This window comes from Shewanella sp. T24-MNA-CIBAN-0130 (genome assembly GCF_040310185.1).
Lineage (GTDB): Bacteria > Pseudomonadota > Gammaproteobacteria > Enterobacterales > Shewanellaceae > Shewanella > Shewanella psychromarinicola.
Window position 1 is genome coordinate 40,199 of the sequence record NZ_JBEOPP010000028.1, and the last position, 16,062, is coordinate 56,260.

General features: G+C 43.7%; 13 protein-coding genes. 8 read left to right on the forward strand and 5 right to left on the reverse strand.

From position 1 onward, the window contains the following. Nucleotides 1-52 precede the first annotated feature (52 nt). Complete coding sequence (gene lptD / locus AAEZ02_RS12530; RefSeq protein WP_351123302.1) at nucleotides 53-2,353, reverse strand: LPS assembly protein LptD; 2,301 nt, start codon at nucleotides 2,351-2,353, stop codon at nucleotides 53-55. A gap of 143 nt (nucleotides 2,354-2,496) precedes the next feature. On the opposite strand from lptD, the gene AAEZ02_RS12535 reads away from it, so the two are divergent. From AAEZ02_RS12535 to AAEZ02_RS12555, 5 genes are all read left to right on the forward strand, one after another. After that, complete coding sequence (locus AAEZ02_RS12535) at nucleotides 2,497-3,525, forward strand: aminoglycoside phosphotransferase family protein (protein WP_351123305.1); 1,029 nt, start codon at nucleotides 2,497-2,499, stop codon at nucleotides 3,523-3,525. Then, entirely contained in the window at nucleotides 3,522-4,211 is a 690-nt protein-coding gene (murU, locus tag AAEZ02_RS12540; protein ID WP_335689335.1) for an N-acetylmuramate alpha-1-phosphate uridylyltransferase MurU, read from the forward strand. The genes AAEZ02_RS12535 and murU overlap by 4 nt, the downstream gene beginning before the upstream one ends. Nucleotides 4,212-4,270: 59 nt before the next feature. Next, nucleotides 4,271-5,044 (forward strand): co-chaperone DjlA, encoded by a 774-nt coding sequence (gene djlA / locus AAEZ02_RS12545; protein WP_101034409.1) that lies wholly within the window; start codon nucleotides 4,271-4,273, stop codon nucleotides 5,042-5,044. A 42-nt stretch (nucleotides 5,045-5,086) separates the two neighbouring features. Next, nucleotides 5,087-6,040, forward strand: a complete 954-nt coding sequence (locus AAEZ02_RS12550) for a D-2-hydroxyacid dehydrogenase (RefSeq protein ID WP_351088471.1) — start codon at nucleotides 5,087-5,089, stop codon at nucleotides 6,038-6,040. 98 nt (nucleotides 6,041-6,138) lie between these two features. After that, nucleotides 6,139-6,597 carry a hypothetical protein gene (locus tag AAEZ02_RS12555; RefSeq protein WP_124012328.1) on the forward strand — a complete coding sequence of 153 codons (459 nt, stop codon included), beginning with the start codon at nucleotides 6,139-6,141 and terminating at the stop codon, nucleotides 6,595-6,597. Nucleotides 6,598-6,695: 98 nt separating this feature from the next. Here AAEZ02_RS12555 and purT read toward each other — a convergent pair whose 3' ends face one another. The 3 genes from purT to AAEZ02_RS12570 all read right to left on the reverse strand — a co-directional run bounded on the left by purT (nucleotide 6,696) and on the right by AAEZ02_RS12570 (nucleotide 10,214). Beyond that, complete coding sequence (gene purT / locus AAEZ02_RS12560; protein ID WP_124012327.1) at nucleotides 6,696-7,892, reverse strand: formate-dependent phosphoribosylglycinamide formyltransferase; 1,197 nt, start codon at nucleotides 7,890-7,892, stop codon at nucleotides 6,696-6,698. A gap of 273 nt (nucleotides 7,893-8,165) precedes the next feature. Next, nucleotides 8,166-8,798: a peroxiredoxin-like family protein gene (locus AAEZ02_RS12565; protein WP_351088453.1), complete on the reverse strand. Its 633-nt coding sequence runs from the start codon at nucleotides 8,796-8,798 to the stop codon at nucleotides 8,166-8,168. A 114-nt stretch (nucleotides 8,799-8,912) separates the two neighbouring features. Continuing rightward, nucleotides 8,913-10,214: a DEAD/DEAH box helicase gene (locus tag AAEZ02_RS12570; protein WP_101034414.1), complete on the reverse strand. Its 1,302-nt coding sequence runs from the start codon at nucleotides 10,212-10,214 to the stop codon at nucleotides 8,913-8,915. Between the two features lie 818 nt (nucleotides 10,215-11,032). Here AAEZ02_RS12570 and AAEZ02_RS12575 point away from each other — a divergent pair. Continuing rightward, entirely contained in the window at nucleotides 11,033-11,803 is a 771-nt protein-coding gene (locus AAEZ02_RS12575) for a spermidine synthase (protein ID WP_124012325.1), read from the forward strand. Nucleotides 11,804-11,960: 157 nt separating this feature from the next. Further along, a complete protein-coding gene (locus AAEZ02_RS12580) occupies nucleotides 11,961-12,179 on the forward strand; it encodes a hypothetical protein (protein ID WP_351123309.1) in 219 nt (72 codons plus the stop codon). Between the two features lie 180 nt (nucleotides 12,180-12,359). Here AAEZ02_RS12580 and AAEZ02_RS12585 read toward each other — a convergent pair whose 3' ends face one another. Then, on the reverse strand, nucleotides 12,360-13,718 hold the full coding sequence (locus AAEZ02_RS12585) for an NCS2 family permease (protein WP_124012323.1): 1,359 nt from the start codon (nucleotides 13,716-13,718) through the stop codon (nucleotides 12,360-12,362). A 968-nt stretch (nucleotides 13,719-14,686) separates the two neighbouring features. Between AAEZ02_RS12585 and AAEZ02_RS12590 the strand changes: the two genes are divergently transcribed. Further along, nucleotides 14,687-15,730, forward strand: a complete 1,044-nt coding sequence (locus tag AAEZ02_RS12590; RefSeq protein WP_124012322.1) for an IS110 family RNA-guided transposase — start codon at nucleotides 14,687-14,689, stop codon at nucleotides 15,728-15,730. The last annotated feature ends 332 nt before the right edge of the window (nucleotides 15,731-16,062 follow it).

Consider the following 16,062-nt stretch of genomic DNA (forward strand, 5'->3'; position numbering starts at 1 on the left):
TTATTGGACTATGAGTTTATCGCTAGGTTCAGCAATCTATCACAAAAGAATGCTAATTCCTCAAGTAAAGTGGTTTACGGTAGTTAAATAAGCCTTCATTTAACATGTCGTCGACCCCTAACGGACCCGATCCCCCTAAGCCTTTAATGACAAAGTTCAGGTAAACACCGCTTTCAAACTCCTCACGTCCGTCAATGGTTTCTGATAAATCATCATCGTAGTTGGTTTTGATACGATAATGATAACTCAGACGCAATGCCCAGCAACATGATTCGTATTGCACGCCAGTGTAAGTTTCAATACTACGAGATTCATTGAGGTCGTAATAGTAGTTACCCACAAAATATAAGTTGTCACTAATGGGCCACGATGCACGCACACCAGCCTGCGAAATATCTACTTGGTCATTGGTGTTGGTATTGAGCAAGTCGGGTACATAACGATAACTTAGTTGCAATAATCTGTCATTACTTGGACGATAATCTAAGGTGACTTCATTCTTTTTATTTTTACCCGTTTCAGTATCGTGCTGAACCGAACCACTGACAAACCAATCGTTGTATAACTGGGCATCTAATTCAGCTGCCAAGACCGACGTTGACTGAGTGGCTTCTTCGTAGGTATTTTCAATGCTGACTTTTGAGTTTTCTAAATAGATGATTTGACCCACGCTAAACTTAAGTTTTTCGCGGTTAGTTTGATCAAACAAACGAGTGGTGAAACCTAAGGTAAACTGGTTGGCATCTGCCACGCGGTCTAAACCTGAATATTGGCGATCGCGGAATAAACCATAATAGTCTTCTTGCAATTGTGCGGTGTCATAAATACCAATATTGGATTGATCTTCATAGCCGACATAAAGATATTGGATCTGGGGTTCGAGCGTTTGACGGTATTGCTCGTCAAACAGTTGTGTTGCCCGCTCAAAATTGACCTGACCATGTAAACGCGCTTGTGGAATCGTGCGGCTTATACTGTCGTCTAATGTTGAGTCGTCGTCGATATTTTGTTGCCAATACTGAGTTTGCAGTAATTTAACTTCACTGGTAAACGAGCCTGCAGGTCCTTGAATTGGCCAAATTAAGCTGGGCACTAAGTGTAAGCGGGTTGCTGTATTGTACTCGTTATCTTGATGGCGAAAATTGGTCAGTTCAGAATTAAACCTGAAATCAATAGAATTAATAATGTCCGCAGAACGATAGTTAAAGTTTAACTGTGGCATCACTTGATACGGTTTTTCATCTTCGCCAAGTACTTTAATGTCTTGTACTCGCATGTTGAAGTCCCAGTCACGTTCAAAATAACTGGCTTCACCAATACGTGATAACTGGTTGTCGGTTGACTGATTGACGTCGGAATTTAAATCGTTGAAATAATTATTATCAGATACATCTGTATAATTTGCTCTTACCCGCCAATTGTCATTCACCGCACCTTGATGACTCCAGTGGTAAAGGTAACGATTTGCGTTATTAGTGAGCTTATTATCACTGCCTAAATATTCAAAATTAACTTGGCCATTCTGACGTTCACCCGCCAAATATCTGAATTCAGTTTTGGTGTATAAACCACGAGATGACATATAGTCTGGCGTAAACGTTAAATCAAATTCTGGCGCGATATTCCAATAATACGGGGTACTAATTTCAACGCCGTTGGTGGTACTCGTGCTAAAACTAGGGAATAGAAAGCCTGATTTACGTTTATCTGACACTGGGATCGTCATATACGGAATGTATAACACTGGGATGTTGGCAATACGCAGTTTGGCATTCCAAATTTCGCCCCATTCTTCTTCGCTATCAATTTTGATCATTTCAGCTTCGAGTAACCATGATTCATCACCGGGAGGGCAGGTAGTGAAGTTAGTTTTTGTCAGCAATAGATTATTGTCTGAAGTGATCTGAAGCTTTTCTGCGTCACCATGCACTTGTTGTCCATGTAACCAATATTGAGCTCCTTTCAGAGTGGCATTATTGGCGCTCATTTGTGCTTCTAATGAATTTGCGGTGATGGTAAATAACTCATCTTTAAATATAAGGTTACCGTTTGCATTTAAACGTTGCTGCTTTTGATCCAGCACGGCATTGTCAGCGGCAATATGACGACGTCCTTGGCTGAAACTCACATCACCCGAAAACTCAGCCTGGTTATTGTAAGCTACGGTGGATTGATCGCTAATGATAACAATCTGATCGTCTGAGATGCCAGTTAATGCTGCGCGGTCTTCGAATGAACGAGAAACCGGAGGAACTACAACGCATTGCAACGCAGGCGCTGGTGTCGTTGTTGGCTCATCAGCCAACACGATATTTGGGAGTAGGCATAATGCCAGAAAATAACGGATCTGCATTGTTGTCAATAATTTATGAATTCTGATGCTGGAAAAGTTTTGGAGAGAAAAGATACTCAGCTAAATGAAACATTCCATTCTTTAGCTGTTTCCAAATGTTATGCTGGCTATAATAAAGCAATTTTTCGTTAAGAGCCATTGAGATGATTTTATCTGATCCAAGATTTATCGCGTTAAGTGACTGGTTAAACCAATATTTCGGCGATGGAGTTGCCATTAACTTGATCTGTGGTGATGCCAGTTTTCGACGCTATTTTCGTATTCATCATCAAGATAACCATTATATTGTCTCTGATTCGCCCATCGATTTAGTGCCCATCGCCCCTTTTGTTGCAATAGCAAAGGCCTACCAACGCGTTGGGCTACTGGTACCCGAAGTGCTTGCAACCTGCGATGAGTATGGTTTTGTTTTGCAAACTGATGTGGGTGAGTTACAACTATTGTCGGTGCTCAATAAAGACAATGTAGCCGACTATTATCAGCAGGCATTAAATTTACTCCCGGTGATTGCGACTGTGACCGATACCGAAAATGGACCGTTAGCAGATTACGATGGTGCATTTGTGGCGAGAGAGTTAGCTATTTTTGTTGATTGGCTATTAAACAAACATTTAGATTACGTATTGACGGACAATGAGCAAAAAATGGTGACGTCAACGTTTAGTGCGTTGACCCAAAATGTGCTTGCACAACCCAAAGTGGGGATGCACCGTGACTACCATAGCCGTAATTTACTGATAAATGATCATGCATTAGCGGTTATCGACTTTCAAGATGCGGTGCATGGGCCGGTGACTTATGATGCGGTATCATTGCTGCGCGATTGTTACGTGCGTTGGCCAGACGATATTATTGATCACTTGATGAGGTATCACTATCAACTTGCAATAGATCATAAATTGATGGCTAAAGAGGTTAAGTTTTCAACCTATAAACAATGGTCTGATTTAATGGGCTTACAGCGCCACATTAAAGCGGCAGGTATTTTTGCGCGTTTATACCATCGTGATGGCAAAGACGGTTATCTAGCTGATATTCCATTAACCTTACAGTATATAGCTGATATTGGGATGCAATACCCACAAATTGCTGATTTTGGCGTATGGATTAAAAAGGTGATTTTACCGTTAGTAAACCATAAGATCATCAATGAGGCGGTAAGCGAAGCATGAAAGCGATGATTTTAGCTGCGGGACGTGGGGAGCGTTTACGACCATTAACCGACTCGTTACCTAAGCCGTTAGTGAGTGTTGCGGGTAAACCCTTAATTGAATATCACTTAGAAAAATTGGCGTTAATCGGTGTGACCGACGTGGTAATTAATCAAGCTTGGTTAGGGTATAAGTTACCTGAAATGTTAGGCGATGGGAGTCGTTGGGGACTGCAGATTAGCTACAGTGAAGAAACCACGGCGTTAGAAACCGCCGGTGGCATAAAGCAAGCATTACCTTTGTTGGGTGACGAGCCTTTTTTAGTGATCAATGGTGATATTTTTATCGATCACTTGCCCGATATGACCGCGGCTTATCAGCGAGTGAGCCAAGGTGATGCCTTGGGCTATTTATGGTTAGTCGACAATCCAGACCACCATCTAGTAGGCGATTTTTCGATTGCTGCGCAAGGGCAATTAACCTTGCAGGATGAACAAAGGTTAACATTTGCTGGACTGGGGATTTATCATCCTCAATTATTTAGCGCATTGCCTCAAGGTAAGCATGCTTTGGGACCGTTATTGAAACAGTCGATTACCCAACAGCGGATCTATGGTGAATATTTTAATGCTTATTGGTGTGACGTAGGAACACTCGAGCGACTTGAACAGTTACAAACACGTTTAGTCTCTTTGTTGTTGCCTTAAGTTAGGTCAAATGATGGGCGCACAGTGGCGTAATTATTTTAAATATAGTGGAAGAAAAAATGCGAATTTGGGGTAAAATTTTTGGGTTTATCATTGGGTTTATGTTTGGGCGTTTTTTCGGGGCAATATTAGGGTTATGGTTAGGTCATGCTTTTGATAAACGCCAAGGATTCAAGTCGTTAATTCGTAAAGGTAGTGAACGTCAGGCGATGTTTTTTAATTCCACCTTTGCGGTTATGGGTCATGTAGCCAAAGCCTCTGGGAGGGTGACCGAAACTGATGTTCGCATTGCAACCCTGTTAATGGATCAAATGAAGCTGTCTGGGCAATCACGTGTCGATGCGCAAACCGCTTTTCGTCAAGGTCGCCAAGCGGATTTTGATTTACTCAAGCAGCTAGAACTGTTTCGACAAGCCACACAAGGCCGGGTTGAGTTGGCGCAGATGTTTTTGGAAATCCAAATTCAAACTGCTTTGACTGATGGTGAATTACATGCAAATGAAAAACAAATATTGTCAGTGATTGCCGCTAAACTTGGTCTTGGTGCACAACTTGATGCCTTACTGGCTCGTTGGCAAGCAGAGTTTAGCCATCATCAGGCGCCGCAAGGTAATAAAATTTCGCTGATTGATGCCTATTTGTTACTCGGGGTAAAAGAATCTGCTAGCGATCAAGATATTAAACGAACCTACCGAAAATTGATGAATGAACATCATCCTGACAAGCTTGTGGCAAAAGGGTTACCAGCTGAAATGATGGAGTTGGCTAAAACCAAAGCTCAAGATATTCAAGTCGCTTATGAACGCATAAAAACCTCGCGTGGTATGCGTTAATTTTACACTGAGAGTAGACCAAGCAAAGGACTGAAGTACGTGATGAAAATAGTGGTATTAGATGGTTATACACTTAACTCAGGTGATTTGAGTTGGCAGGCGCTTGAAGCGCTAGGCCAGTGTGATATTTACGATCATACAACACTCGATCAGGTGGTTAATCGCTGTCACGAAGCAGATATAGTACTGACTAACAAAACCCTGTTAAGCGCAGAGACCTTAAAACAACTGCCCAGGTTAACCTACATCGGTGTGCTCGCGACCGGCACCAATGTGGTCGATGTTGAGGCGGCGACAGAGCAGGGTATTAGCGTTACCAATATTCCTGCCTATGGTCCAGATGCTGTGGCACAAATGGTATTTGCGCATATTTTGCATCATCATCAACAGGTGGCGTTACACAATCAAGCTGTTAAAGCTGGAGAGTGGGCTGCTAATAGAGATTTTTGTTTTACCTTAAGCCCATTAACCTCGCTAAAAGGCCTAACCTTAGGTGTTGTCGGTTATGGCGATATTGGCCAACAAGTGGCAACATTAGGCGTGGCGTTTGGCATGAAGGTGTTGATCACCAGTGCCAAACCTAAAACCGCTTTACCCAAGGGCGTTCACTGGTGTGAACTGGAGACGTTATTAACCCAAGCCAATATTGTGTCACTGCATTGCCCACTTAATCCATTAACCAAACACATGATGAATAAATCCAGTTTAGCTTTACTTCCATCCGGTTGTTTACTGATTAATACTGCCCGTGGTGATTTAATTAATGAAGCAGATTTGGCCCAATGGTTAAATGACCATAATGGCTTTGCCGGAGTCGACGTATTATCGACTGAGCCACCGAGTGCGAATAATCCGCTACTCAGTGCCGCCAATATTAGCATCACGCCGCATATTGCATGGGCGACATTACAAGCCAGACAAAATCTACTCAATATTGCCATTGAGAATGTGCGCCATTTCCAGCAAGGTAAAATATTGAATAGAATCAACGGCTAAATCAGTCGCTAACAATGAGTGCTCTTAGGCACTCGCATTCTTAGCAACGAGCACTAATCACCATCGCTTAAACTCTCATTTAGAACGGAGTTCTGCACATGTCACTATGGAAAGTCCTGTTTGATTTTGTCGATAAAGAGCGCACCAGGTTTGATAACGTGCGTCATGATACCCATGCGCTGCAATTTGAAATTGAAGCCAACATTCATTTTTTTGTTGATGGCGTAGCGCAAGCTGTTAGCACCGCAGACATTATTAACGGCCTAGAAACCAAAGCGTTTGAACATGCGATGCTGTCGGGATTACATATTCGCCAGGGTAAGTTAGCGTCGCGCACCATTGAGGGTTATAAAGAGTTTGATAAGTATTTAGGTGAGCCAAGTGATGTGCTGGTTAAAAATCTGTACCTGAAAATAACGCTGCTGCAAAAACTGATTAACGCAGGTAAGCTTGATCAAGATCGTAAGCTTAAAGCACTGTTTCGTTTACTGATGTTAGTCCACTTTCATTTAGCCAATAAACCACTGCCAAAACCACTGCCAAAACCAAAAGCCTAATTCTTAACGCTAAGTTGCAAAAAACTAAACCGCAGATAATCTGCGGCTTAGTTTGTTGTTAATTAACTTTAGTTTGATCCAGTTCACTTCAGCTTTGCTTAAAACAATACCTTAATCTTACTGGCAACCGTTTTGGCTTTTTCGATGGCTTCTTCAACCGTGTTGTCTCTGGCTAACGCTACCCCTAAACGACGGCGTCCATCAATGTCTGGTTTACCAAATAAACGCAGTTGAGTATCAACAGGCGCGAGTGCTTCAGCCATGCCTTGGTAACGGATATTGGTTGATGTGCCTTCAGCCAGAATAACCGCAGAGGCGCTGGGACCGTGTTGCACAATATTGCTGATGGGTAAGCCTAAAATGGCGCGCACATGTAAGGCAAACTCTGACAAATCCTGACTGATTAAGGTGACTAAACCGGTATCATGTGGTCTGGGTGACACTTCAGAAAAATACACCTCATCACCTTTAATAAATAGCTCTACACCAAACAGTCCATAACCCCCTAAGGCTTCAACAACTCGCTGACTCATGGCTTGGGCTTTGTGCAATACCTTCGCGGGCATCGCTTGTGGTTGCCAAGATTCACGGTAATCACCGTCTTCTTGTCGATGACCAATCGGGTCACAAAAGTGGATGCCATTGACCGCACTGATGGTCAGTAGGGTGATTTCATAGTCAAAAGGAATAAAGGCTTCAACAATCACCCGCCCTTGACCTGCTCGGCCACCTTCTTGAGCATAAGCCCACGCCGGTTGAACTTGCTTTGCCGTTTTAATCACACTTTGGCCTTTACCCGATGAACTCATCACAGGTTTAACCACACAAGGCATTCCAATGGTGGCAACAGCTTGTTCAAATTCATCTTGGTTGTCGCAAAAAAAGTAAGCCGATGTGGGCACGGCTAATGTTTCTGCCGCCAAGCGTCGAATGCCTTCGCGATCCATGGTTAGTTGGGTCGCCTTTGCTGTCGGCACCACCCGCAAGCCTTGTTGCTCCAGTTCCAATAACGTTTTAGTCGCAATCGCTTCGATTTCAGGGATCACCAAGTCAGGCTGCTCGAGTTCAATAACCGTTTTGAGTGCATCGGCATCGAGCATGTTGATCACATGAAAACGATGAGCAATTTGCATGGCTGGTGCATTCGGGTAGCGGTCGACCCCAATCACCTCAATGCCGTAACGTTGTAATTCTATGGCGACTTCTTTACCGAGTTCGCCACAGCCTAACAACATCGCTTTGATTGTGCCTGGGGTGTTTGCTGTGCCAAAAGTCGTTGGGGTTGCTATGGTCATGTGCGGCCTTACTAAATAGGATATATTTTTATATGAAGAACAGTGTAACGAGATATGGTGTTATAAATCCAACAGAAAAAGCATTGTTTAGCTAAACCAAGGGGGATAAGGCGATAAAATGTGAGCGATGATTGTGTTTTATGGCGATAAGTAGGTGTTTGTATGCTTAGAATAAATGCTCTGCATGTGATAAAAAATAGTTGAATAAGCCAACATCATTGACTACATCGCTGATGTTGGCTGTGCCATTGGAATCGATTGCACAGGGCGCGATTAGTTAACCAACAGCTCTGCTGCAGTTAAAATCAATTCAGGAGCCGGGCGAACTTTATAGTTGGGATTAACATATTGAAAATGGATTAAGCCGGTTTTGTCTGCCACGTATACCGCAGGCACAGGCAACACCAAGCGTTTATCACCTTGTGGCGTGGTAAACAGGGTATTGTCGACATTCAGCTTAGCTTGGTAAGTCTGGGTGGTTTTTTCACTGGTGTAATACGCCAAACCAAAAGCTTGTGAAGCGGCCATTGATGCATCGGACAGCAGTAAATAATCCAGTTTTTTAGTCGTTATCGAGGCGCGCATTTTTTCTGGGGTGTCGGGTGAAATCCCCACTAACTGAAAACCTAGCTCAATGAGTTTAGGTTCAATGGCTTTGAGCTGGCCCATTTGCGAATTACAAAATGGACACCAGCCGCCACGATAAAAGAAAAAGACCGTGGGTTTTTGGGCTACCAATTGACTCAGATCAACCGCTTTGCCATCAACATCTTGCAGTGTAATCGCCGGAATTTGATGACCATTAAGCAGGGGTATTACATGATTTTCGTCACTGGCAATGGGTTTAGCCATACTGGCTAAACTGGTTAGGGTCAGTGCGGTAGCGATAAGTAGCGTTTTTAGCATAGTAAGTCCTTGTGAAGTGATGTCCCAACAACAATAGACCATAGCATAAACACAATAATTTCATCCAAACACAAAAAAGGCGCCTAAGCGCCTAGTTGATTAAATAGTGTGATGCTATTTAATCTTTTTGTATTTTACCGTGCTACTGGCTTTACCGACTTTAACCCGACGTCCATCCATGTTTTTCTCGGCAATCATCTGCTCGCCCACGTTATCGCTACGTTGTTGCTTTTTAGCAAAGCTACGGCGTTGTTCAATTTGCTTGAGCAATACCTCACGGCTGCCGACTTCGTAACCTGGCACTGTGACCCGGCGGATTTTCTGGCCGATTAATTTTTCAATGTCCGCTAAGGTGCGTTCTTCTTCGCGGCTCACAAATGAAATGGCAACACCGGTTTTACCCGCACGACCAGTACGGCCAATACGGTGGACATAATCTTCGGCTAAAAACGGTAAATCGTAGTTAACAACATATTCTAGATTTTGGATATCGAGTCCGCGAGCAGCCACTTCGGTGGCGACTAATACGCGAATTTTACCTTCAACAAATTCACGCAGTGCACGACGACGGCTACCTTGGGCTTTCTCGCCATGAACCACACCAGAAACAATCCCGTCTAAGTTTAGCTCTTTCACTAATTTATCTGCCGCATCACGCGTCGCGGTGAACACTAAGACACGTTGCCAATTTTTAGTGCCAATTAACTCAGATAATAATTCATGTTTACGACGTTGCTCAACCGGATACACCACTTGGCTAACGGTGTCCGCCGTGGTGTTTTGCTTATCAGCGGCAATAATTTTAGGCTTATTAAGCATCTCATTGGCTAACTTTTTCACTTCAGTAGAGAAGGTCGCAGAAAACAACATGTTTTGACGCTTTTTGTTTACCGCTTGGATAATTTTTTTAATATCAGCACTAAAGCCCATATCGAGCATGCGATCGGCTTCATCTAGGACTAAAAATTCAACGTTAGATAAACTTAAGTTACAGGCTACAATGTGTTCAAGCAAACGCCCTGGGGTAGCCACAATCACGTCGGCACCACGTTTAAGTTTCTGTGATTGAGAGTCCATTTTAACGCCACCGTAAATGGTTAATACCGTTACGTTAAGGTATTTACTGTAGGCGCTAATATTGTCGGCAACCTGCGCAGCAAGCTCACGGGTTGGCGTTAGAATTAAGGTGCGAGTGTTAGACGGTAGCGTCTCTTTGGGGGTGTCACACATTTTTTGTAAAATAGGCAATGCAAACGCCGCCGTTTTACCGGTACCGGTTTGGGCGCTGGCTAACACATCTTCACCACGACGGATCGCAGGGATCGCTTGTTGTTGAACGGGTGTCATAGCTTGATAACCGCACTCAGCGATCGCGCGTAGTAATTCTGGGGCGAAGCTAAAAGATTCAAATTTCATGGTGCAGTTCCTGTATGTACATCAAAACAAAGCGATTGATATGCGATTCAGTCAACATCAGTTAACAAAAAGTGTTCGCAAATTAATCTGGAATTTTATGGTTTAGAGCCTTATCTAATGGTCGATTCTATGCTTAATTTAGCGTGATTAACATCTTAGGATAGTTGAAAAACGTTAAGCCTGAATTAAGCGCCAATTTTGTGCCATAGATAAGCGGCCGCGGAGTATAACAAACTTTTGTATAAATCCTGAACTTTATCTGTGTCTGGCGCTAAGATTTTTTAGGCGATATCGTTCTAACGGAAATGACTCGATGGCAACGACATTGAGGTGTCGTGTTCTAGCAAAATCCGCGAACATGTTTTTTGACATTGAACTGCAGCCAGTACCCGTAGCAAATGTGCCGTGTCTAGTGATCCAAGCGCTTACCAAGGTATCAATTTTTGCCTATTTCAACTGACAATTTTGGGCATCTTAGTGGTTTTTCTATCTTTATATTCGGTTCATATTTAGATTTAAATTCACATTCAGCTTAAATACTGGCCATCCGTTATCAATGATTTAGCCGACACTCATTATGATACTTGACGATATGGTCGATGTTCATCGCGGCCTAGACCCTCTTGGCTTGGTTAACAAGATATCTCCGATCCAAGCATCGTCCTTTGTCGCGTGATAGCGCAAGACATAAAAGTGGCTGTCCGCTAAAGGATTTTATTGATTAAAGCAGAAAAAATCATCGAGAAACACCTAGCCCTCTTTTTCGTTATAATGCTCTACCCGTTATATACCCGTATTTAAAAGGTATTAAAAAGATCATGGATATCAAAGGAAACTGCATCTCATCAATAAACGATGAGCACGGCCCAATTTATGTTTACCAAACAAGGACCAGCCGGATCCTCAGCTTTGATGGGAAAATCTATCAAAGTAGTATGAAACTAAAAGACATTAATGGATTAGCTCTGGGCTACACTCAGGCCATGATGGCGGGTTTATTGTTTATCCCCACAGTAAAAACGGCCACGATTATGGGGCTGGGCGCCGGCTCAATGGCAAAAAATCTACTCAGTAGTTTCTCCGAATTGCAGGTCCATGCGGTCGAATATCGTGCAGCCGTGGCCAATACTGCAACAGAATATTTTTACTTACCCGACACGGATCGCCTGTGTATTCATATAGATGATGCGGTTAACTACATGAAACACACCGACATAAAAAGCGATATTATCTTTTCAGATCTCTACAACGCTAAGGGCATGGAACCGAAGCAAGTACAACAATCCTACTTGCGTGATTGTAAACAGGCACTCAACCAACAAGGTGTCCTCGTGCTCAATATCTGGCATACGACAGTTAACTTACGAGAAGAGTTAGATGAATTACTCGCGGGCGTATTTGACAACCAACTACTCAGTTTCGAAGTCGATAGTGGAAACACGATTGTTCTTGCATTCAAAAATGACATTCCCGCGCTAAAAGAACAAGATCTACTGGCTAAAGGTCAATGGTTGCAACAGGAAATGAACATTCCGATGGAACCTTATGCCAAATTACTGTTAGAGACACAAGATTTTTGCGAAGAGTGATGCGGATAGCTATTTTTACTGGCTACGCTATTGAGATATATCTTTGGTTTTATGATTGCTAGAAAAGGGTGAATGCCTCCTATGGGTCAAGACAAGGGTTTGCTTATGGGCCTTAGCGCTTTTGCTGTCTAGCTAACACTATAGTGTATTCAAGGTGATGCTGGCGTTTAAAAGCAAGGGGATTGCCCTGACATGGATAAGTGAAGCGGGCTTAAATGTGGGCCTAGATGTGGACTTAAATGTGGACTTAGATGTGGACTTAGATGTGGACTTAGATGTGGACTTAGATGTGGACTTAGATGTGGGCCTAGATGTGGACTTAGATGTATCACTGCGCCGCGATGAATTCCGTAACCCCTGCAGCTATTATGGTTAAACGCCCATATTGCTAGCGGCCAGCTACCACCAGCACCTGCTGAAGATGAAAGTCGCTATGGTAGGCCACTAACAAGAGCCTCGTCTTTCTAGGCCTTAGCCGTATTACGCCGCTAACAAAAAGCCGCTAATAAAAAGGCCAGCCTCTATGGCTGGCCTCACTATTGAGTCTATTATCGGGTTAAATTGCCCAACCACCTAGATAGAACGCGACTAAACCGAGTGTAATGGCGATGACGCCAAGTCGCAGTTTACGCCACTCGCCGCTGCATATGCGGCCAATCACTAAGGTCACAAAGCCAAGCATGATCCCAGTGACGATATTACAGCTTAAAATGATAAATACTGCGCAGGTTAGGCCTGCCATCGCATCCACTTTATCGTCAAAATCAAGCTTAGTGACGTTGCTTAGCATCAGTAATCCAACATACATAAGCGCTGGCGCGGTCGCATAAGCCGGCACTAAATAGCTTAACGGCGCTAAAAACATCATCATCAAAAACAGCAAGCCAACTATGGTAGCGGTCAGGCCAGTTTTGCCACCTGCAGCGGTTCCTGCAGCGGATTCAATATAAACGGCCGCAGGGGCACCGCCGACTAGGCCAGCAACAATACTGCTGACAGAATCTGATGTCAGTGCTTTACCACCACCCACAATATTGTCATTTTCATCAAGAAGTTCCGCTTGGCCTGCCACCGCTCGAATCGTGCCAGTGGCATCAAATATTGCGGTCATCACCAACGCCAACACAATCGGCAGTACCACTGGATTCAGTGCGCCCATAATATCGAGCTGGCCAATCAGTGATGTTTCCGACATCAAGTCAGGCAATGCAAATAAGCCTTGATATGTCACGTTCGGATCAAATATTAACCCAAAGACAGAGAGTCCGACAATCACCAGCAATATGCCACCTGGCATGCCTCGGCGCTCAAGCCCAATCGTCATAGCAAGGCCAATTATTGTTGCGATAACCGGTAAGCTATTAATATCACCAAGCTGTACGGGTAAACCGGCATCGTTGGAGACAATTAATTTCACGCTATTGGTCGCAATAAGCAGTAAAAACAAACCAATACCAATACCCGTACCATGAGCGATACCGGTTGGCAAGTTCGTCAGTACCCACTGACGAATACCCGTGACACTCACAAAGGTAAATACGACACCCATAAGAAAAATAGCGCCAAGGGTGACAGGAATGGATATGCCTTGGCCCAGCACCATACTAAATGCCGTAAAGGCCGTGAGTGATATTGCACACCCTATGGCCATCGGCAAATTAGCCCATAGCCCCATGAGTAACGAACCAAAAGCGGCAATTAAGCAAGTCGCGATAAATACCGCAGCAGGGTCAAACCCTGCAGTGCCAAGCATGTTAGGCACTACAATTACCGAATAAACCATAGCCAAAAACGTCGTTAAGCCCGCAATGACTTCACGTTTTAAGGTACTTCCACGGGCAGAAATATTGAAATAGCTATCCAAAAATGGATCAGAAGCAGCAGTCGAGTTAGAGAGAGTCTGTTCAGACTTCATAGATATTATACCTTTTGATCTCTTAAATATGAGTTAACCAATGATCATTCATTGGCGACACAGCTATGGCAGGTAGAGCCCCAATCGAGATAGACTTAGGTGAGAGATCCACTTGGCGCTTATGGCGTTAGTGACCTGCGAGTATTGTGGTAAACAAATTTGTTATCCACATGTCTGGTAAAATTTACTCTTACCAACATAGCCTTTGTTGGCGCGGAGTTTACAACAATCGACCATAAGGAAACAGGAAGCAGTTAACAATTTTTGTTACATAGATAAAACAACGCCCATAAACACACAAAAGTAACCGGCTGTTTTACCTGCCGCATCATAAAATGACTCACTGCAGTGACAACTACTCTCCAGTATGTATTGCCAATAACTTATCAGCGGCCTTAGTCCGGCAACTCAATGCCGATATGAAGGCATAACAGTGTTTGCCGCGAGTGGAAAATTAACTCGCAGTAGTCGATTATCGAGGTCGAAAATCGTTAGCTATTATTGCTGTGTATCCGTGAAGACGTGACAGTGAAGCGTTAATGCTAAATTCGTTAGTGGCCCAAAGTATTTTTAAGCTATGGCCTGCGGCCACTAACGTCGTGGCGCTTCACCCACACCAGACCAAGAGGAAACCAACGGCTGTTCCCTCTTGGAACTCCCAGCCGCCCCGCAACATTTTCAAACAGCGAAAAGGTCGCCATGGGGATTAATCCAGCTTTGGACTTCATTTGTATGCTGCTTCGGACTTATTCGAAAATGCTAACGCTTCCGATGGTACATCCTGTACCTCGAAAGCTAGCCTGACATCCATGTCAGGACTCACACTATTTTCTTCAACGTCCTCAAGTTCAGAGTTGAATCAGCCGTTTTAAAGTCAGTATTTTGGGTGATGAGATGGACGCTCCCTAATACGGCGTCAATGCGCCAAACTGATGTTGAACCATACAGTTACTTAAGGAGCGTCCACCATGAAAGTTACCACTATTGCGATTGATTTGGCAAAAAATGTTTTCCAAGTTTTAGGAATGGATAGCCATGCAAAGCAAGTCTTCAATAAACGTTTAAATCGCACTCAACTGATTGAGTTTATGTTGCAACAACCCCATTGCGATGTGGTCTTTGAGGCTTGTTATTCATCCCATTACTGGGGACGTAAGTTTCTCGTTATGGGGCATAACGTTAAGCTCATTCCTGCCCAACATGTCACCCCGTTCGTGCGAGGCAGTAAAAATGACAACAATGACACAATGGCGATTTTTGAAGCCAGCTTTAGGCCAAACATTCGTTTCGTGCCAGTGAAAACCGAAGAGCAGCAAGAAATATTGATGTTACACCGAGTCAGAGAACGTTTAGTGAAGGAGAAAACGGCCTGCACTAATCAAATTCGGGGTGTATTAGTCGATTTTGGGATTTGCTTTGCCCAAGGCTATAAAACATTTGAAGTTGCTATGTGGGACATCATTAACGATGCGTCACAACGCCCTATCATTAAGTTGATGGCTAATGATTTCTGGGATGAATATCAAAGTGTTAATACTCATTTAGACAGAATTAATACCTTGATAAAAAAACTTGTCGAGCGTGACCCTAATGGCAAAATTTTATTAAGCATTCCTGGTGTAGGGCCCATTATCGCGTCAGCGTTTGTTGCATCAATTGGCAAAGGTCAGGCGTTTAATACTGCTAAAGAACTGGGTGTGTGGCTGGGGTTAACCCCCAAGCAATTTGCCTCAGGCCATCGAAGTGTTAATGGCAGTATTACCAAACGTGGCAACGGCTATTTACGCAAACAGCTTATTCATGGAGCCAGAACCGTCGTCAGCCATGCGAGTAAAAAACAAGATGATTTAAACCTCTGGATAACGCAGCTAAGAAGCCGAAAAAGCATCTGCAGTACGGTGGTTGCCACGGCTCATAGACTCGCCAGACTGATATGGATTTTATTACAAAAACAAGTGCCTTATGCTCCGCAATATGCAGCAAATCAAGGTGTAAACCATGGTACTTGTTAACACTGTTGTCGCTATCTTGCAGAGCTCGGTCTGGCCAAGGACTCCGAGTCCGACTGGGTGATAAGAGCCGCAAGATAGCACATTAAATACTCACCGGGGTTGTTGTGAACGATGAAGAAATGGCTCAGTCCAACCAGTGCTAGCCCGAATAGGCCAAGGATAGGAAAAGCCTAATCCGCATGGGTGTTTCAATTGACAGGCGCAGTGGTACGGATTTCATTAGGGGCGCAGCTTGGCTGTTAAGCCCGTATATATGTAAGCGGTCAATTAAGCGGTGGAGCCCGATATCATCAAGCTTTTAGATCGGCATGCCAAGGTAATAAATCACTTAA